The sequence below is a fragment of the Bradyrhizobium sp. USDA 4461 genome (assembly GCF_054055655.1).
In genome coordinates this window covers 7,541,934-7,562,135 of record NZ_JBSRXM010000001.1, presented here as the reverse complement: position 1 = coordinate 7,562,135, position 20,202 = coordinate 7,541,934, and the positions used below count along the sequence as shown (strand labels likewise).

Annotated in this window: 8 protein-coding genes; all 8 read left to right on the top strand. The window is 65.8% G+C overall.

Going from position 1 to position 20,202, the window contains the following annotated elements; genetic code table 11:
• Positions 1 to 56: 56 nt before the first annotated feature.
• Positions 57 to 1,391: a purine-cytosine permease family protein gene (locus ACVINW_RS35585; protein WP_456755601.1), complete on the top strand. Its 1,335-nt coding sequence runs from the start codon at positions 57 to 59 to the stop codon at positions 1,389 to 1,391.
• 33 nt (positions 1,392 to 1,424) lie between these two features.
• Entirely contained in the window at positions 1,425 to 2,444 is a 1,020-nt protein-coding gene (locus tag ACVINW_RS35580) for an alpha/beta fold hydrolase (protein WP_456755600.1), read from the top strand.
• 49 nt (positions 2,445 to 2,493) lie between these two features.
• The gene (locus tag ACVINW_RS35575; protein WP_456755599.1) at positions 2,494 to 3,306 is read left to right on the top strand and encodes an AAA family ATPase; all 813 of its coding nucleotides are present in this window, start codon (positions 2,494 to 2,496) and stop codon (positions 3,304 to 3,306) included.
• A gap of 14 nt (positions 3,307 to 3,320) precedes the next feature.
• Complete coding sequence (locus tag ACVINW_RS35570; RefSeq protein ID WP_456755598.1) at positions 3,321 to 5,609, top strand: VWA domain-containing protein; 2,289 nt, start codon at positions 3,321 to 3,323, stop codon at positions 5,607 to 5,609.
• A gap of 174 nt (positions 5,610 to 5,783) precedes the next feature.
• A complete protein-coding gene (locus tag ACVINW_RS35565) occupies positions 5,784 to 6,476 on the top strand; it encodes a TonB C-terminal domain-containing protein (RefSeq protein ID WP_456755597.1) in 693 nt (230 codons plus the stop codon).
• A 10-nt stretch (positions 6,477 to 6,486) separates the two neighbouring features.
• Positions 6,487 to 6,990 carry an RNA polymerase sigma factor gene (locus ACVINW_RS35560; RefSeq protein WP_456755596.1) on the top strand — a complete coding sequence of 168 codons (504 nt, stop codon included), beginning with the start codon at positions 6,487 to 6,489 and terminating at the stop codon, positions 6,988 to 6,990.
• A gap of 94 nt (positions 6,991 to 7,084) precedes the next feature.
• Complete coding sequence (locus tag ACVINW_RS35555) at positions 7,085 to 8,080, top strand: FecR family protein (RefSeq protein ID WP_456755595.1); 996 nt, start codon at positions 7,085 to 7,087, stop codon at positions 8,078 to 8,080.
• Positions 8,081 to 8,257: 177 nt separating this feature from the next.
• Positions 8,258 to 20,179, top strand: coding sequence for a filamentous haemagglutinin family protein (locus tag ACVINW_RS35550; protein WP_456755594.1), 11,922 nt, complete (start codon positions 8,258 to 8,260; stop codon positions 20,177 to 20,179).
• Positions 20,180 to 20,202: the final 23 nt, after the last annotated feature.

Genomic DNA, 20,202 nt, shown 5'->3' with positions numbered 1-20,202 from the left:
GCGCATGTTCGAGGCAATGGCGGGCATCTTCACATCCGGCAAACAGGGGCGACATCATGAGCGGTCAATCGAATAGCGGACTGGTTCACCAGACCGAGGAGCAAATCGACGATCTTCTCGGCCATGAATTCGAGCACGAGCCGGTGCCGATCAGCGCCCGGCGCAGCGCCTTCTCGGTCACGATGGTGTGGCTGGGCTTTCCCATGATCATCACCGGCGCGATGACCGGATCGCTGCTGGTGCTCGGCATGGGGTTCAAGAATGCGCTGGTGGCGATGATCATCGGCAATCTGATCATGTTCGCCTATGTCGGCGCGCTCGGCCTGATCGGCACGCGGCGCGGCATGAACTTCGCGCTGATCGCGAGCATCGTGTTCGGAAAAAAGGGCTATGTGCTGGCCTCGGGCCTGCTGTCGACCCTGCTGCTCGGCTGGTATGCGGTGCAGACCGGCATCACCGGCGCGCTGATCTCCTCGACCTACGGCCTTAACTATGTGGCGATGACCATCGTCGCAGGCGTGCTCTATATCGGCATCACCTTCGTCGGCGTGAAGGGGCTACATTATATCGGGCTGGCGTCGGTGCCGCTGTTCGTCGTGCTCGGCCTCTGGGTCGCGGCCGATGCGGCCTCGACCACGACTGCAGCGGCGATTTTCGGCTATGCCGGCAACAACGGCGTTGCCAGCATGTCGATGGGCGTCGGCCTCACGGTGGTGCTGGCGCTGTTCATCGATGCCGGAACCGTGACCGCGGACTTCAACCGCTGGGCGCCGAGCCCGCGGGCGTCGCTGTTCGCGACCTTCAGCGCGTTCCCGTTCGCCAATCTGGTGGCGATGCTGGTCGGCGGCGTGATGACGGCGGCGCTTGCGGTGCCGAACGCCAATCCATTCGGCGTCGACAACATGTTCGGCTTCATGAACGGCAAGCAGCTCACCTGGCTCAGCATTCTCGCCTTCATCTTCCTCTACACCAATCTCGGCTCGGTGTGCTCGCACTGCCTGTACAATGCGGCCACCGGCTGGTCGCGGATCCTCGGCACCAACATGCGGCTGATGGCCGTGATCCTCGGTGCGATCGGCATCGTGGTTGCCGCCGGCAACGTCTGGGCGTTCTTCATCCAGTGGTTGTCGCTGCTCGGCATCCTTGTGCCGCCGATCGGCGCGATCATCCTGGTCGATCAATATCTGTTGCGTGCCGATGCGCGCGCCGACGTTGACTGGCGGGCGAAGCCGTTCATCGCCTGGGGCATCGGCTCGCTATGCGCCTTTGCGGTTGAGAATCTGATGCCGGGGCTGTCGACTGCGATATCGGCCGCGCTGGTCGCCGGCATCGTGTACGGGGCGATCGCGCGGGTGGAAGCGTCGGCCGAAAAAGTAGCGCGTCCCGCGTAAGCGCGAGCTCAATCAAGCAAGAAGGGTACAGCAATGAGCGTCGACTATCAGATCTATGATCTCGGCAATCTGGCCTTGCAGCGCGGTGCGACCATCCGCGACTGCAAGCTCGCCTATAAGACCTATGGCCAGCTCAACGCGGCCAAGGACAATGTAATCGTCTATCCGACCTGGTATTCCGGCCAGCACTACGACAACGAATGGCTGATCGGAGCGGGTATGGCGCTCGATCCGGCAAAATACTTCATCATCATTCCGAACATGCTCGGCAATGGCCTGTCGTCGTCGCCGAGCAACACGCCCGAGCCGTATAACGGACCGCGCTTCCCGCAGGTGACCGCCTATGACAATGTGCGGGCCCAGCACCGGCTGGTGACCGAGCAATTCGGCATCAAGCACATCCGCCTGGTGACCGGCTGGTCGATGGGCGCGTTGCAGACGTTCCATTGGGGTGCGCTCTATCCGGATATGATGGATCTCCTGGCCCCGTTCTGCGGCTCGGCCAAATGCTCGCGCCACAATTACGTGTTCCTCGAAGGCGTGAAGGCCGCACTCACGGCGGATGCTGCCTGGAAGGAGGGCTGGTACACCGACAAGCCGGCCCGCGGCCTGCGCGCCGCCGCGCGCGTCTATGCCGGCTGGGGCTTTTCGCAAGCGTTCTATCGCGAGCAGCTCGACATCAAGACCATGGGCTATTCGTCGCTGGAGGATTTTCTGGTGGCGTTCTGGGAGGGCTTCTTCCTGCCGAAGGATCCCAACAATCTGCTGACCATGCTGTGGACATGGCAGAACGGCGACATCAGCGCCAACGAGATCTACAAGGGTGGTTTCAAGGCCGCGCTCGGTGCGATCAAGGCCAAGACCTATGTCATGCCGGGCCGGACCGATCTCTACTTCCCGCCCGAAGACAGCGAGAACGAGGTCGCGCACATGCCGAATGCCGAGTTCGTGCCGGTGCCGTCGATCTGGGGCCACTTCGCGGGAGGACCGGGGACCAATCCGGTCGACGTCGCCTTCATCGACGCCAAGCTCAAGGAACTGCTCGCATCGTGATCTCGAACGATTGCGAACGGCTGCCTGCGCGATCATGGGAGGCGTGAGCTTGTCCAATCCCGCACTGCTGCTTGACCAGTACCGCATCCGGGAGGAGCCGTATTACCGGCCGCTCAGGGATGAGGTCGAATTGTTCGGCGCAGCCTATGCGAGCCGCATGCCGGTGATGCTGAAGGGCCCCACCGGCTGCGGCAAGACCCGCTTCATCGAATACATGGCCTGGCGGCTCGGCCGGCCGCTCATCACCGTCGCCTGTCACGAGGACATGACGGCGGCTGATCTGGTCGGCCGCTGGCTGCTCGATGCACAGGGTACGGTGTGGAGCGACGGGCCGCTGACGACGGCCGTGCGTCTCGGCGCGATCTGCTATCTCGACGAGATCGTCGAGGCGCGCCAGGACACCACGGTCGTGATCCATCCTTTGACCGACGATCGTCGTGTGCTGCCGCTGGAAAAGCGCGGCGAGCTGATCCACGCCCATTCCGACTTCCAGCTCGTGATCTCCTACAATCCGGGTTACCAGAGCGCGATCAAGGACCTCAAGGAATCCACCAAGCAGCGCTTTGCGGCGCTGGATTTCGGCTATCCCGACCGGCCGGCCGAAACCGAGGTGGTCGCGCGCGAGGCCGGCATCGAGCCTGATCTCGCCGATCTCCTGGTGAAGATCGCCCAACACAGCCGAAACCTGAAGGGCCAGGGCCTCGACGAGGGCGCCTCGACCCGGATGCTGGTCAATGCCGGCCGCCTGATCGGATGCGGCATTAGCCTCGAAAAGGCCTGCGAGACCACGATCGTGGTTCCGCTGACCGATGACACCGACACCAGGAACACGTTGCGTGACGTGATCTCGGCCTGCGCGTGAATGGACATTCGGAGGTGGCGGTCGCGCAAATCAGTTCGCTCGATAGCTTCCGATCCGGTCGCCGGCTCGCAGCGCTGCTGCGCGGCCACGATGATCTCGGCGCGGCCGTCCAGGCGGCGCGAGCCGCTTTGCACCGGACAGATCAGCTTGATCATCTCGCGGCCTGGGACGAGACCGTGCACGAGCTGTTCGCGGCCAATCTCGGCCAGACCGTTGTCCTGACTTTCTTGCGCCTGTCGGAGCAATGGCCGGCGCTGCGATCGACCGATGATCTGATCGCGATCGGACGTGCGACCCGGGACGTCGGCCGCAACGCCGGAAGCCGCGCCGCCCATGCGTTGCTGACCGAGATCTCCAAGGTGCTGCCGCAACTCGCGAGTGCCGGAGAGCTCAGCACCGCCCTTGCCGCGCTGGGCCAGCTCGCGGATATGGGACCGGAATCGGTGACCCTTGCAATTTCCCGCCTGGGTCCGCTGCTCGCGCATGCCGACGGCGAGGATTTTGCCGCCTGGGTCTTTGCCGGCCTGCGCGCAAGCGGCGGCCGCGCCTCGCGGCGGCGCGCTTATTTCGCGCTCGACGATCCGCTGTCGGCGCGGCTGTTCGCCGTCGGCCGCACCGGCGATGATTTTGCCCGGCTGGAGAAACGCCTCGCGGCAACCATGCTGGCGCTGTGGAACAGGAAGCTGCGCTTCCGCAAGCTTGCCGTCGCGCCGACGCCGGTGCCGCGGCGGACTTCGCTGGCCGCCGGCCTGATCGGCCTTCCGGAGACCTTTCCCGGCTTCGAAGGCGAGGCGGCGGACTTGATCTATCTCGCGGCGGTCGCGCATGCCGCCGCGCATCTGGCGCATTCCACCGTCCGCTTTCCTGTGGGGCGGCTGAAGGCGTTGCAGATCGCGCTGGTCTCGCTGGTCGAGGATGCCAGGGTCGAGACGCTGGCGCTGCGCGAGATGCCCGGCCTGCGCCGGCTGTGGCTGCCGTTCCACACCGCGACGCCGTCGGGGCAGGCAACTGCGGCCGGATTGATGACGCGGCTAGCGCGGGCGCTGATCGATCCCGGCTATCAGGATCCGGATGCGTGGGTCACCAAGGGGCGTCGGCTGTTTGCCGACGCCGCCGGCCGTTGGACGGACCCCGCCATCAGCCGCGAGATCGGCGGGCTGCTCGGCAACGACATCGGGCAGATGCGGCTGCAATTCAATGCCAAGAGCTATGTCGTCGAACCCACTTATCGCGATGACAATCTGGCGCTGTGGGATTTCGGCGACCAGCCGGACAGTCCGACCGAGACGATCGAACTTGCCATCGATTCGGTGCGGATCGAACGGCGCGACGATCCGAGCGGCCGATCGAGTGACGATAACGCCAAGCCGGACGAGACGCTGCGCGCGAAGGCCCGCGCGGTGACCCTGCTGGACGGATTTCCGGCCGCGACCTACCCGGAATGGGACTACGCGGCGCGTACCGAGCGGGCGGACTGGACCACCATTCTGGAAGCCGATGCCGCCACGTCCGCGCAGCCGTTCGATCCTTCGACGGACACCGAGGCGCTGCGCTGGATCACCGAACTGACCCGCGACGCGTCGATCGGCCGCCGGGTCCGTCAAAAGGGTCAGCGCGACGGCGATGCGCTCGACATCGACGCAGCGATTGCGCTGACGATCGAGCGGCGTGCCGGCAGCATCAGCGAGCCCAGGGTCTACCAGCGCGATGCGCCGGGGCCGCGCGATCTCGCGATCCTGCTGCTGCTGGACCTGTCGCAATCGACCGCGGACCGCGACCGCCGCGGCCGGACGGTGCTCGATGTCGAGCGCAAGGCGGCCGCGATCATGGCTTCGGCGGTCGACGCCGCCAATGACGCGATCGCGGTGCACGGCTTCAGCTCCGACGGCCGCGAGCGCGTCCGCTATCTGCGCATCAAGGGCTTTGAGGAACCGATGGACGCCGTCGTCCGTTCGCGTCTCGCCGGACTTGGCAGCAGCCATTCCACCCGGCTTGGGGCGGCGTTGCGCCATGCCGGCGGCTACCTCGCCGGACGGCGGGCGTTCCGCAAGGTGCTGCTCGTCCTCACCGACGGCGAACCGTCCGACATCGATGTGCCCGATCCGCAATATCTCGTCGAGGACGCGCGCCGTGCCGCCCAGCAGCTGCGGCGACGCGGCACCGATATTTTCGCCTTCGGGATCGGGGAGCACAAGTTTCCCCAGCTCGATCGGATTTTCGGCGAGCGCCATGCGCTCCGCGTGCCGCGGATCGAAGTGCTGCCGCAACGGGTGATGCAGCTCTATGCGGAACTGAAGAAATAGAGACTGCCGTCGAGCTGCGGATCGCCTCCGCGGGCCTACGCACCGTTGTCATACTTCGCCGCTAACGTTGCAGATTGGACACAGCGGCCCGCCTGGGAAACATTCGACGCGGATACGATGAGCATTGGATCTCTTGCGAGGGGCTTGGCGGGGCGCCCCTCAGACGCTCGTCGAATGTGCGTTTTGGTCTGCCTTTGCGTGCTGGGCGCAAGTACCGATGTCGCGTTGGGACAACAAGGTCCGATCGCTCCTGCGCCGCGCATCACGTTCGATATCCCGTCGCAACCCCTGACCTCCGCATTGGAGAGCTACGGCGCCACATCGAGGCGCGAGGTGCTCTACGATGCGAGGCTTGCAACCGGTCGGCTCTCGGGCGAGGTGAGGGGAGTTTTCGCGCCGTCCGAGGCGCTGCAGATCCTGCTTGATGGAACGGGCCTTGTCGGCCGTCTGACGTCGGAGAATGCAGTGGTGATCGTGCCCTCGTCTCCGGTTGGCGGGCAGCCAGCGACACCCGATGGCGCTGCGCCCAAGGGCGATCCGATCATGCGAGCCCGCTATTATGCCGTGGTGCAGGAGCGCGTTCGCGACGCTTTCTGCCGGGACACCATGTTGCGGCCGGGCCGGTACCGGATCGCCGTGCAGTTCTGGCTCGCCCCAACCGGAGCCGTCCAGCAGACCAGGCTTCTCAGCAGGAGCGGCGATGCGCGCGTCGACAGCGCGATCCAGGCGACGCTGCGTGGATTGAAAATGCGGGAGGTGCCTCCGCCAGGCATCGCGCAACCCCTGACGATGGTCGTTGTGCCGCACCCGTCGCAACAGGCGCAGGACTGCGCCGGCATCGACGCCATCCGTAGCGAGGCGAATTGAGCGTGCCGCAATGAGCGACGCAAACCGGACCATGCTGCGCAGCTTCTTGGCTGCCAGCTATGATGATCTCAAGCTGCGGCTGAGCCGTCGCCTGGGATCGACGGAGCTTGCCAGCGACGCGTTGCAGGACATCTATGTACGTCTCGGGCGGGCCGAGGTGGCGGAGGCGGTGCAAAGCCCGGCCGCGTATCTGTTCCGCATGGCCTTTAACGTCGCAATCGATCGGCAGCGCGCCGAGAAGCGGCGTCTGGCGCGCAGCGAGGTTCAGGATCTGCTTCATATTGTCGACGACGCGCCAGGGCCGGGTCAGATTGCGGAAGCCCGCTTCGAGATCGAGGCGCTGGAGAAGGCGATCGCGGAACTGACGCCGCGCCGCCGGGTCATCCTGCTGGCGGCGCGGCTTCAGGACATGCCGCAGCGGGAAATCGCCAAGCGGCTCGGGGTCTCGTTGCGCCTGGTCGAGAAGGAGCTCCGCCTCGCTCTGGAACATTGTGCCATGCGGCTCGGAAAATAATTGTGCGGTTTTTGGCTATGACGAACGTCAAATGGGCAAGCGCACGGTCTGATTGCGGCGACGGCCGACGGCTTGCGCTGCGAGGCAGGTCTGCATGACGCGGGAAGGCGGCAAATCGACGATGGGGCTCGGCGCAACGGAGCGGGAGGCCCACGCCTGGGTGCGGCGCCTGACGTCCGGAGAGGCGACGGTCGCCGATGCCGACGCATTCCAGCTGTGGCGTCAGCAGAGCGCAGCCCATGCGACGGCCTTTGCCAATGCCAGCAAGCTTTGGGAGACCGTTGGCAGCGCCGGCGATAACCTCCGCTACGATCCTGTATCGCTCGGCGCCTTGCTCGACGGCGAGGCAAAGCGCGTGATGACCCGCAGGCTCGTGCTCCGGGGCGGACTTGCGACCGCCGCGGTGGCTGCCGGAGTGGTCGCGCTGCATCCGCCGCTCGCGCTCTGGCCGTCCTGGTCCGAGCTTGCGGCGGACTACCGGACGGGGACGGGCGAGCAGCGCAAGCTCGCCCTGAGCGACAGCGTCTCGATCAACCTCGACACGCGAACCAGCATCGCACTGCGGCCGGACCACCGCGACACCAGCCGGATCGAGTTGATCTCGGGACAAGCATCGATCGCGACGCCGCCGCAGCTGTTGCGGCCTGTGACCGTGATCGCGTCCAGCGGTCAAACGGTTACAACGCAAGCCTCGTTCGACGTGCGTTACCTCGGCGCCGAGGTGCGCGTCACCTGCCTGGGCGGCGAGGTCCGGGTCGAGCACCAGGGCAATGCCCGCATCGTTCGCGAAAGGCAGCAGGTCGCTTATGACGCCAGGCGCATGAGCGATATCGTCGCGATCGATCCGGCCGTCGAGGCGGCCTGGCAGGAGGGCTTGCTGATCTTCCGCTACACGCCGCTGCCGAAGGTGGTGGAAGAGGTGAATCGGTACCGGTCGGGCCGGATCTTCGTCGTCAATGCCGAGCTGAACACGCACCTGATCAATGGCCGTTTCCATATCGACCGGATCGACGAGGTTCTCGTGCAGCTCGAGCAAGCGTTTGGCGTGAAAGCGAAAACACTTCCCGGCGGCATCGTGCTGCTGAGCTGAGGAGGCGGCGGGCGGGGTTTGCGAAAAAAGTTCGAGTCCGGCGTGCGGGCCGAGCCATCAGGGATCGTCACAGCCGCGAGGGTCTCGGTGCCGGCGCCGGGACGAAACGTCGGCTCTACGTCGCCCGCGCAAGAAAGCGATCCCATGGTTCCCCGTTCCTCCAGGTCCCACGCTCGCATGACGGTTCGCGCTGCGTTGTTCGGCAGCGCCAGCGTCGTGGCGCTCCTTGCCAGCGCCCCGGTGGCCGCGCGCCCGTTTGGATCGGCCTGGACGGCGTCGCCATCGGCTGCCGCGATGGCGGCGTCGCAATCGGCCGCGCAGGATGCGGCCGCCGCCGGCAAGCAAGGCCAGGATGCGATGGCGCGGGCGACGCGCGCCATCCAGGCGATGCAGGGCTTGCAGAATGCAGCGCGCAGCGCGGCGCAGACTTCGCAACGGTCGGTGACGTTGCCGCAGGTCGCCGTGCCCAACGGCCTGGTGCCCGGCGGTTTGCAGGCCGCGCCGGGATGGCAGGGGGCGAATGCGCCGACGCAGGCGGTCGATGCCGCGGGCCAGACCCAGGTCGGCATCCAGCAGAGCAGGCCGCAGGCGATCCTCAACTGGAATTCGTTCAATGTCGGCGCGCGCACCACGCTGAGCTTCGATCAGCAGGGCAATGCGAACTGGGTGGCGCTCAACCGCGTGGTCGGCTCTCCGGCGCCGAGCCAGATCCTCGGCAATATCAAGGCCGACGGCTCGGTCTATGTGATCAACCAGAACGGAATCATTTTCGGCGGCGCGAGCCAGGTGAATGTCGGCTCGCTGATCGCCTCGACCGCTGGGATCACCGATATTCAGTTCCTCACCAACGGCATCTACTCGCAACAGGCGAGCGGCCAATACGTGCCGAGCTTCACCGGAGCCCGTGGCACCGTGACGGTCGAGGCCGGTGCCCTGATCGCGACCAACACGCCGTCGTCGGTGACGCAGGGCGGCGGCTTCGTCCTGTTGATGGGAAGTGAGGTCAGCAATGCCGGCTCGATCAGCGCGCCGCGGGGCCAGGTACAGCTCGCCGCCGGCAACGACTTTCTGCTGCGCCCGGGTTACAGCACCGACGCAAACCAGGGCTCGACCACGCGCGGCAACGAGATTGCGCCGATCGTGCGCGACGCCGCAGCAGCTGTCGGCAATTCCGGCCTGATCTTCGCGCAGCAGGGCGACATCACGCTCGCGGGCCGCAGCGTCGCCCAGGACGGGGTGCTTGTCGCCACGAGCTCGGTCAACACCCGCGGCACGATCCACCTGCTCAACGCAGCCTCCGATGCCGCCGGCAGCGTCACGCTCGCCGCCGGCAGCCTGACCGCGATCCTGCCCGAGCTCGACAGCAGCGACACCGCGCTCGACAGCCAGCGCAGCCAGCTGGTCGCCGATTCCAGCGCTTTCAGCCACGCTCCGGTCGCCAACGCCCAGTTCGACAATCTGTCCCTGCTGTCCGACCGGCTCGATCAGGGACGTATCGAGATCGTCAGCGGCGGCACCGTGACCTTCAAGGACAGCTCGATCACGCAGGCGCAAGGCGGCCAGGTGGCGGTCAGCGCCGGCCGCCGCGTCTTCGCCGAGAGTGGATCGGTGATCGACGTCTCAGGCGTGCGCGGCGTGCTGCTGCCGATGTCGGCCAACAACCTCCTGATCAACGTGCAGGGCAATGAGCTGCGCGACTCGCCCGTCAATCGCGATGGGGACACGCTGAAAAATGCCGATGTCTGGATCGACGCGCGCGACCTGGTGCTGATGCCGGCGGGCACCGGCGGTTATGCGACGGACCGTTACTATACGCCGGGCGGCCTGCTCGAGGTCTCGGGATATCTCGCCAACACCGCGCATCGGATCGGCGAATGGGCCGCGGTCGGCGGCACCGTCACGCTGTCGGCGCAGGAAGTGGTCGCGCAGCAGGGGGCGGTGTTCGATGTCTCCGGCGGCTCGGTCAGCTATCAGGGCGGCTATATCCGCACCAGCAATTTCCTTGGCGCTGACGGCCGGCTCTACAGTGCCGACCAGGCCCGCGCCGACATGCAGTTCTACGGCCTTGGCTCAGGTTTCATTCGCGAGCACAAGCTCGGCGGCAAGGTTGCGCCGAATCTGACCGAAATCTGGACCAGCCCGTTCGGCAAGGGCCGCGTCACCACCCGCTGGGAAGACGGCTACACAATCGGCCGCGACGCCGGCGCTCTCATCCTGTCGACGCCGACGGCGATGTTCGAGGCAGACATCGTCACCGATGTCATCACCGGGGTGCGCCAGACGACGGCGCGGCCAGCCGGGACCACCGACGGCTACAAGCTGTCACAGGACGTTGCACCGCTGCAGGGCAGGCTCGCGCTCGGCGGCTATTCGGGACTTGGCCTCACCGATGCATCGACAGCGCGGGTCGTGTTCGGCCGAACGCCCGAGATCACCGGCGCGCTGGACGCCACGTCGGCCTTGCCCGACGATCGCATCGGGACCGCATTCTTCAATTCGGACGCACTCAATGCCGCCAGGCTCGGCGGCCTCAACGTTGCGAGCAGCAAGGACATCCTGGTCGCGGCGCCGCTCGAGCTGGCCCCCGGCGCACAGGTGATCCTCACGGCGCCACACGTCGAAGTCGGCGCCAACGTCACGGCGCGTGGCGGCAGCGTGACGCTGACCAACCTGATGCATGCGGTGCTCGGTCAGAACCAGAACGAGCAATGGTGGGCGCTGAACGACGCCAACGGCAAGGCGCAGATCACAGTTGGCCAGAACGTCGCCGTTGATCTCGGCGGGCTGTGGAGCAATGAGCTGACCGGTACGGATGGATCCGGCCGGGCGCATCTCGACGGCGGCAACTTCACGGTTTCGACCACCGGCAGTATCACGCTGGCGAGCGGGTCGCTGATCGATGTGTCGTCGGGCGGCGCCATCCTGGCGAACGGCAAGACGCAGGGCGGCAAGGGCGGCAATGTCAGCCTCGTGGCCAATGACTATTCGCATCTCGCCGGGACGCAGTTCTTCGCCAACCCGCTCATCCTCGATGGCGCCATTCGCGCCTATGGTTTTGCCGGCGGCGGCACGCTGACGCTGAACGCGGGCCAGGAGATCGCGGTCGGCAAGGCCGTCGCCGACGCGTTGGTGCTCGATCCAGCGATCTTCCAGTCCGGCTTCACGGCCTACAACATCAGCAGCAACACCGGCATCCGGATCGGCGAAGGCACGCGCGTGGATGCCGAGGTGCCGGTCTATCGCTTCAGCCAGGGCAGCTACACCGCGCCGGGCGGGAGCCTGGTCGCGGATGCCGCGGAACTGTGGACGCCGCCCAGATTTACGCTCAGTCCGTTCGCGCACAGCGCGACGCAGCGCGTCGGCGCCGATGTGACATTCTGGAGCCTGCATGACTTCACGCTGGCGAACGGCGCGTCGATCAACGTCGATCCCGGACGTTCGGTCTCGATCTACGCCAATCGCCAGACCGTCATCGACGGTGCGATCACGGCGCCGGCCGGCAACATCCTGATCACCAGCCTGCAGGACGCGCCCGGCGATACCAGGTACAATTCCGGTTACGGCGAGTTCGGGCTGACGCGTTCATTCTGGATCGGCGACGATGCGGTGCTGGACGTCTCGGCGCGCGACGCGGTCGGGCGCGACGAGAACGGGATCTCCTATGCGGCGGTGCCGGACGGCGGCACGATCCGGATCGGCGGCACCGGCGCGCTGGATCCAAAATATCCCGTCGTCAGCGATGCCTTCGTGATCGTTCGCCCCGGTGCGCTGATCGACGCGTCGGGCACCTCTGCGGTGGTCGATGTGCTCAGCGGCAACGGCTATGTCCCGACGCCTGCCGCGAGCGACGGCGGAACGATCTCGCTCTATTCCAGCTTCGGGATGGCGCTCGACGGCACCTTGCGTGCGGCGGCCGGCGGCAGCGGCGCGTCCGGCGGCGCGCTGAACCTGACGATGTCGTGGCGCGGCTATATTGTCGGGCAGCCCGACTCCAGTTCACCCAATGCCAGCAGCAACCTGCCGCCGGAGTTCCAGAGGTCGCGCGACATCACACTCGTGCAAAACGCACCCGGCAGTGGCCTGAGCGCCGATCTGTCGCCCGGTCAGGCCGATCCGGCCCTGCAGTTCGGGCGGACTGTGCTTGGCGTCAACCAGGTCGAGAAGGGGGGCTTCGGCTCGCTCGCGCTCTATACGCGCGATCTTCTGATCTTTGACGGCAATGTGAATCTCAGCCTGTCGCGCAGTGTTCGGCTGTCGAGCGGCGTCATCGCATCGGCGCCCGACACACCGAACAGCACGATCCATTTGTCGGCGCCCTATGTCCGTCTCGATGGCGTCTACAACGCCGAAGATGCGCAGACGGCGGTGGGATATTCCCCCGGGATCAACAATGTCGGCGTCCGGAATCCGGCGACGGGCGGAAGCTTCACCGTCGCCGGCGACCTGATCGATGTGTACGGGCCGGTCCAGTTCGGTGCCACCGGCCAACAGGGCAGTGGGGACGCGGACATCGGACGTCCTGTCAGCATTCCATTCGATGCCCGCGGCTTTCATCAGGTCGCGCTGCAGAGCAATGGCGATATCAGGTTCGGCACCGGCGGGCTCGATGTTGAAAACCTCGCGTTGACTGCCGACCAGATCTATCCGTTGAGCGGTGCCCTCGCGCTGATCAAGGTTGGGCTCCGTCCAAGCTCGCCGTCCGCTGCCTATGATCCCGACGCGCATCTCATCATTCGCCGCAATGACGGCGAGACGCCGCCGGTTCCGGCTTCGGCCTTTGGTGATCTGGATTTGATTGCCGCCAACATTGACCAGGGCGGCGTGGTTCGCGCACCGCTTGGTCGGATCTGGTTCAATGCGACGCAGCTCGACAACGGGCCGCTTATCCCGCCCCCATCCGACGCGCGTATCACGTTCCGCAGCGGCAGCATCACGTCGGCGAGCGCGGCCGGCTTGACCATGCCGTTTGGCGGCACCTCGGATGGCATCGCCTATCAAGGCGCAGACGGCACCTTGTACAATCTGGCGAGTGCTTCCTACGAAGATCATGTCAACGGTATCAGGATTGCGAGCGGGATTTCGCTCACTGCCGGCTCGGTCGTGGGCGAGCCCGGGTCGGTGCTCGACCTGTCCGGTGGTGGCTCGCTCACGGGGGCAGGCTTCATCTCCGGTCGCGGCGGCTCGGTCGATGTGCTGAAGACGGCGCTCGTCAATGCCAATCCGGCCAACAGCTACAGCGCGGCCGGCAACAAGGTCTATGCCATCCTGCCCGGTTACGCAGCCGACTATGCGCCGGCGATCGCGACCAACGGCGCCGGAGATCCGGCGATCGGCCAGCAGATCACGCTTCCTTCAGGCGTACCAGGACTGCCCGCCGGCACCTACACGCTGCTGCCGTCGAGCTATGCGCTGCTGCCGGGCGGCTATCGCGTCGAGCTCGGCGCGACCGGAACGACTGTGGTGCCGCCCGTGGCGGCCGGCAACGGCTCCGTCGTCACGTCGGGCTATCTCGGGGTTGCCAACAGCGCGATCCGGGACACGCTGCCGACACGGGTGATCCTCACCTCGGGCCAGACCACGCGGCATTATTCGCAGTACAACGAAACCAGCTATGCCGATTTCGCGCGCGCGCAAACGGCCCTATTCGGCGGGTTCCGGCCGCGCTTGCCGGAGGACGGCAAGGTCCTCGAGATCATCCTGCTCTCGCAGCCGGACAACGCGAAGTCGTTGTCGTTCGCCGGCACGGCCTTATTCGGTGGTGCGAAGGACGGCGTCGACGGCACGCTGTCGATCAGGCCGTTGCAATCCGTCGTGCTTGACATCACGCCGCCTGGAGCCGTGCCCATCGCCGGGCACACGTCCATATCGAGCGACGACATCAACGCCTTCAATGCACCGACGCTGTTGCTGGGCGGCACGAGCGTGTACGCCGTGGAAACGAATTCCGGGGCCGGTGCCAAGATTTATTTCGACGGAAACTCGACGGTCAATCTGCTCGACGGCGCGGCGATCCGGGCCGGGCAGGTGTTTCTTGTCGGTACGTCGGTCAATATGGCAGGCGGGGCGAGCATCGATACGCGCGGCCTGAAAACCAACGCGATCGATTCCACGCTCGGCTATGTCTATGGCAATTTGGACCCGACGTCGACGAGCACGACCAGCAGTACGGCCGTGCTCGGGGTCGCCAATGGCTGGTTCCAGTTTCTCGATGCGGTCGGGTCCGGACAAATCAGCATCGCGAGCGGTGCTTCGCTGCTGACCGACGGCAGCATCGTGCTGGCCGCGCCGGGCGGGCTCACCATGGGCGACGTCAATTTCGGCGCGCGCTATCTCAACGTCACGCAGGAGCAGGTCAATGTCGGCACCGAGGCGGCGCTCGCGGCAGCGCAGGCCGCAGGCCAGCTTCCGCCAGGATGGAATCTGACCCAAAACGTGCTCGACAGGCTTTTGCGGCCCTCGACAAGCGCGGGCAGTCCGGCACTTGAGCAGCTCATCATCACGGCGAGCGGTTCCTTCAATCTGATCGGCAGCGTCAGCCTGGACACCACGCGGCAGGGCGCCTCGGCCGACCCGCTCAAATTCGTTCTGAATACGCCGGCCATCTACGGGCTCGGCTCCGCCAGCGACACCGCGAGCATCACGGCCGATACGCTGGTCTGGAACGGCATCCGCAGCGGCGACGGCAGCCCATCGAACCCCTATGGCAGCCAGGTGCCTGCCGGTGTTCTGCCCGGCGGGCCCGGCACAGGATCCGGCCATCTCGCCATCACGGCCAGCGAGATCCTGTTCGGCTACGATGCTGCGCTGAGCAAGCCGACCGATGGCGCAACGCTGAACCGTCTCGCGCTTGGTTTCTCGGATGTGAGCCTGACAGCGACGAAGCGCATCACCGCGAACAGCGACGGCACGCTGAAGGTGGGTCTCGGCCAGGACAGCAATGGTGCCTTGCAGGGCGGCGCGCTCACCATCGCAACCCCGCTGATCACGGCGAGCAAAGGCGCGAAGCTCGATGTCAGCGCAGGCGCAGCCTTGCGCCTGGTCGCGCCGGCGGGGGCCGCTCCCGCCGATACGCGTGGCGTGACGGATCTCGGCGGCACGCTCGCCTTCGCCGGTGATAGCGTCTTTGTCGACACTGCGTTCGCCTTGCCGTCCGGCAAGCTGACGCTGAACGCGACGCACGATGTTGTGCTCGGCGCAAACGCGACCGTCGACCTGTCGGGCCGCGGCATCGCCTTCTTCGACGTCACCAAGTTCAGCTGGGGCGGCGATCTCATCCTGAGCTCCGCCGGCGGCAATATCATCCAGAATGCGGGTTCGGTGATCGATGTCTCGGCCGCCAACAATGCGGCGGGCTCGATCGCGGCGAAGGCGATCGACGCCGCGCACGGGCAGGTCTCGTTCGACGGCACGCTCAGGGGATCGTCGACCGGCGATTACGACAGCGGGCAGTTCACGGTCGCAGCGCAGAATTTCGGCGATTTCGCCGCGTTGAACGCCAAGCTCAACGATGCAGGTTTCTTCAACGCTCGCAGCTTTGATCTTCGGCAGGGCAGCCTTGTGATCGGCGATGGTGTGAAGGCGCGCTACCTGACGGTCTCGGTCGATCAAGGCAGTCTCACGGTTGATGGCAGGATCGACGCCAGCGGCGCCAAGCCCGGCACCGTCCGCCTGTCGGCGCGCGACGATCTCACGCTGACGGCGAATGCGGTGCTCGATGTCCACGGCAACGTGCTGCAGACCGACAGCTACGGCGCGCCGATCGAAGCCAACAACACCGCACATGTCGAGCTCACCACCACGCACGGCACGATGACGCTGGCTGCCGGCGCGACCATCGACATGAGCTCACCGGACGGCGTCTCGCGCGGCAAGATCGAGCTCAACGCGCCACGGCGCGGCGGCGCTGGCGGCGACGGCGCGGGCGCCAACGACATCGCGATCAACGCGCGCGGCCCGTTCAATATTCGCGGTGCCAGCAGTATCGCGTTGAACGGCTTCCGCACCTATGACCTGCCGGGCGGCAGCATCATCGATCAGGCCTATCTCGACGGTCTGCATCAGGACAGCACGGCATTCATCAATGCAGCGCTCCAGAATGGCGACCTGCGGAACCGCCTGGCCGGGCTCTCGGCCTATGGCTCGGCCTTCCATCTTCGGCCGGGCGTCGCGATTACGTCGGACGGGGATCTGTCGACGAAGGGCGATCTCGACTTCTCCGGTTATCGCTATGGGCGGAATGCCGATCCGGCCGTGCGTGGCTCCGGCGAGCCAGGCGTGCTCGTGGTGCGCGCCGCCGGCGATCTCAAGATCAATGGCAGCATCAATGACGGCTTCGCACCGCCGCCGGCGTCACCAGATGCCGTGACCGTGATTGCCTCCGGCACGTTACCTGACGGCTATACTGTCACGACGGGTGGTGTGGTCCTCGGCAGCGGTTCGACCATTCCGAACGATGGCACGATCAACTTGGAGCTGCAGCTCGAGGGCGGAGAGGTCATACAGAGCCCGGACGCCGCAAATCCGCTTCCCGTAGCGATCAAGTTGGCGGAGGACTTCACGGTGAGGGGACCGCCCAATCCGGCAAGGATAGTGAATGGCGGGCGCATCATCACGCCGGACAAGATTTACAACCCGGGTGATACGATCCTCACCGGAACAGTATTTCCGGCCGGCACCGTGTTCGAGAAGAATCTTTACTTCACCGGGCGGGTTTTCATCAATTCAGCGATCAGTCTGGTGCTTGAGCCCGTGAAGCTGCCGGCGGGCACCAGCCTTGTGCTGTTCGGCGGTTACACATTCCCGGCCGACACGCCGCTTCCCGTGGGCACGGTGCTTCCGGCGGGCATGACGAACATCAATCTGGTTGGACCGGGAGATCGTCAGATCTGGCCGATCGCCCCGATGCTCGCGGCGGGCACGCAATCCTGGTCGATGCGCCTGGTCGGCGGCGCCGATCTCGCGAGCGCCGACAGCCGCATGCTGCAGACAGCCGATGCGCTGGCCGGTTCGGGCAACGTGGTGTTGAACGATCCGTATAACGTCACCATCAACAAGCCGACCACACTGGGTGTCAGCGTCGTGCGCACCGGCACCGGCGATCTCGAAATTCTCGCCGGCGGCAATTACGATCAGCAGTCGCCGTTCGGCGTCTACACGGCCGGCACCGCGATCAGGGAGACCGGGACGGCAGCGAATGCCGACTATAACGTCGACCGCGGCACGGTGACGGATGGCACTGTGCTGGGATCGGCAAATGCCAGCTATGAATCAGCGCTCGGCTCGCAGCGAATGTATTACCCCGAGCATGGCGGCGATTTCCTGCTGGTGGCGCAAGGCGACGTCAGCGGGACGCTGACGAAGGGCACGACCGAGATTGGGTCGTGGCTATGGCGCCAGGGTGGCTCGGAGATCGGTCAGAGGACCGCCTGGGGCATCAATTTCGGCAGCTATACGCTCGATCAAATCCGTGACCCCAGCATCTTGTCTTTGGGACTCTCAGCCTTCTCCGGTCTTGGTACGCTCGGCGGCGGCAATGTCACATTGCAAGCCGGCGGCACGATCGGCGGCGCCGGCCGCGGTGTCGTCATCGCTGTCGGTGGCAGCGGCCGTGTGATGGCCGATGGCAGCCTGGTGCAGACCGGCGGCGGCACGCTGTCGGTGAAGGCTGGCGACGTCGGCATCGGCGGCAATCAATTCGTCAATCTGCGCGGTGCGATGGATGTCGTGACGGGAGATTTCGGCAGCATGATCGCGAACAACCTCCGCAACGACAGCGGGGCAGATCCGCGGCCGTCCAATCCGTTGACGTCCTATTCGATGATCACGGCCGCCGGCGGCGATTTCGCACCGGGCGACAGCGTGATCGACATCCGTGCACGTGGCGATCTGGCTGTCGGAGCCATCCTCGATCCGGGCCGGGTCGGTGTCACCGGCGTGACGGCCGCCGATAACGGCAGCACCAGCGGCCAGGGCGCCAGCTGGTTCACGCTGTGGACGGGGCAGACCGCCGTCAACATGTTCGCCGCGGGCGGTTCGCTCGCGCCGGGCAGTGCGCCATTCGGCTTCCAGTTCCTGCCCTCGACCGTGCGGGCGATCGCCGCGAACGGCAACATCTACAATTCGATGGATGGAATGCTGCTGCCGTCAGAGAATGGCGGCGCGTTCGAGATGCTGGCGGAAGGATCGATCTTCAGCACAACGAACGCCATCGGGGCGTCGATGGCGCCGGTATCGGCGCTCGCGACACCATTCCAGCCGGCTTGGGCGATCTCGATCACCCAACCCTGGGGACAGGTCATCACGGCCTCGAATTATTGGGGCAACTTCGCGCAAGTGAACGATGTCATCAGTGGATTTGGTGTCTACTCTTACCCGACGGGCGGATACCCCTTTGCCTTTGGTGCCAACACGGTGAAGGGCAACCCCGCGCAGAACCAGGGCGAGCCCGCGCGGATCTATGCGGTGAACGGCGACATCACCGGGATCACCTATGGCCAGACCGTTACGGTGCGGAGGACCACTGACGGCGTCGACTCCAGCGAAGTTTATTATCAGGCGGCAGGACCGCTGCGGATGCTGGCGGGCGGTGACATCGTCAATACCAAGGGCCTGATCCTGCACAACGACCCCAACGATGTGTCCGTCATCGCGGCCGGCGGCAGCGTCATCTATGCGGGCTGGCCGGGGCTCGAATCCGGAGTAGGCGGAGGCTGGACGATTGCCGGCCCGGGCACGCTCGAAATCACCGCGGCCAGGAACATCTATCAGGGATCGACGGCGACCGTCGAAAGCATCGGGGCGTTGGCTGCCCGTGACAAGCGGCCCGGCGCAGACGTGGTCATGCAGGCTGGCGTCGGTGAAGGGGAGATTGGCGTCGGACAAGTCGACTGGACCGGCTTTGCCAGGCTCTACCTCGATCCGGACAATCTCGCAGGCGCCGGGCCGCTCGCCGACCAGCACGGCAAGGTGGCGAAGACCTATGGTGATGAGCTTGATGCCTGGCTGACGGAGCGCTTCGGCTACGGCGGAGCCAAGGCCGATGCGCTCGGCTACTTCCTCACGCTGCCGGGCGAACAGCAGCGCGTCTTCCTGCGGCAGGTCTACTATGCCGAACTGACTGCCGGCGGGCGCGAATACACCGATACGAACGGCCCGCGCGCCGGCTCTTATCTGCGCGGGCGCGAGGCGATCGCTGCGCTATTCCCGAATCCGTCCGCCTATCGCGGCGACATCAGGATGTTCACCGCTGCAACCGGCACGCCGGGCGCGCCGAACTACGCGATTCAAAGCGGCTTCGTTCACACCGATTTCGGTGGCGACATCCAGTTCCTCACGCCGGGCGGCGGCGTCACGATCGGGACCGAGGGGCTGCTGCCGGGCAGTGATGCGGGCCTCATCACGCAAGGCGCGGGCAACATCCAGATTTATTCCCAGAACAGCGTGCTGATGGGCCTGTCGCGCATCATGACCACGTTCGGCGGCAATATCGTGATCTGGTCGGCGGAGGGCGACATCAACGCCGGTCGCGGCGCCAAGACCACGGTAATCTATACGCCGCCGAAGCGCGCTTACGACAGCTACGGCAATATCACGATATCCCCGGTGGTGCCGTCGAGCGGCGCCGGTATTGCAACTCTGCAACCGATTCCGGAGGTGCCGCGCGGCACGGTCGATCTGATCGCGCCGCTCGGCACTGTCGATGCCGGCGAAGCGGGTATCCGCGCCTCGAGCTTCGTCAACATCGCAGCGCTGCATATCGTCAACGCCGCCAACATCCAAGCGCAGGGCGGCGTGATCGGCGTGCCGCAGGTCCAGGCGCCCAACATGGGCGCCCTGAGCGAGGCCTCGAACACGGCCGGCGCCTCTGCCAAGCAGGCCGCCGCGCCGCCGCCGAGCGCCAACGAGCAGCCTTCGGTCATCATCGTCGAAGTGCTCGGCTATGGCGGCGGCGACGGCGGCGACGAGGAAAAGCGGCGCGGCAGCGACAAGCGAAGCCAGTACGACCCGAACAGCGCCTTTCAGGTGATCGGCGACGGCCAATTGAGCAAGGAGCAGCTGAAGAAGCTGACGCCGGATGAACGCCGGCAGGTCGTGAACTGACTTCGGCCCGTGGCGGCCGCCGC